Here is an 851-nt window from a genome sequence, read left to right on the forward strand (position 1 = left end):
TAGGACGTGTTGACAAAAGGGATTCACATTGCCCGGCAAGCGTGCTTCAAGCTGGTATCTGCAATGGAGACCAGCTTGGCACGAGACCTGATGTCGGACGAGGAATGGGCGTTCTTTGAGCGTTTCATCCTAACGGTCCGCGCCCCGAACGGGCGCAAACCTACCAACCACCGCCTAGTTCTTGACGGGATTTTTTGGATCGCTCGCACAGGCTCGCCCTGGCGCGATCTGCCGGAAGAGTTCGGCAAGTGGTCAAGCGTCTACCGCCAGTTTCGGCGTTGGACGCTGGCGGGGCTCTGGGAGCAGATTATGGACGCCCTGAACGAAAGCGGAGCAGTCCCGCACGCACTGCAAATGATCGACAGCACCGTGGTTCGTGCCCATCATCAGGCAGCGGGCGCTAAAGGGGGACTCCGCGACAGGGTTTTGGCCGTTCGCGTGGCGGCTTCACGACCAAGATCCACCTCCTCGTCAATGCAGCAGGGCTGCCTATGAGGACAGAGATCACCGCGGGGCAAACCTCCGACTATCTCGGCTTCGATCTGGTCATGGCCGACAATCTGCCGACACCGAGCGTCCTGCTCGCCGACAGAGGTTATGACGCTGACAGCATTCGGGAAACCATGGACAAACGGAATGTCCTGCCGGTCATTCCGATGCGCAAGTCCCGCAAAAAGCGCGTTGGCGTGGACCGATCACTCTACCGGCTGCGTAACCTGGTCGAACGGTGCTTCAACAAGCTGAAGAACGCCCGCCGCGTCGCCACCCGCTACGACAAGACCGCGGAAAGCTTCCTAGGCTTCATCGACATAACGTCGATACGCCTTTGGCTGCGTCATTTGTCAACATGA

General features: G+C 59.1%; 1 protein-coding gene. It reads left to right on the plus strand.

Going from position 1 to position 851, the window contains the following annotated elements:
- The first annotated feature begins 63 nt into the window (after positions 1-63).
- Positions 64-851 (plus strand): IS5 family transposase gene (locus UB90_RS22650; RefSeq protein WP_110590691.1). Its coding sequence is split into 2 segments (ribosomal slippage): positions 64-403 and positions 403-851, totalling 789 coding nucleotides; the frame shifts between segments, so codons are not numbered across the junction.

Origin of the sequence: Tritonibacter mobilis, assembly GCF_001681715.1 — a bacterium.
Lineage (GTDB): Bacteria > Pseudomonadota > Alphaproteobacteria > Rhodobacterales > Rhodobacteraceae > Epibacterium > Epibacterium mobile.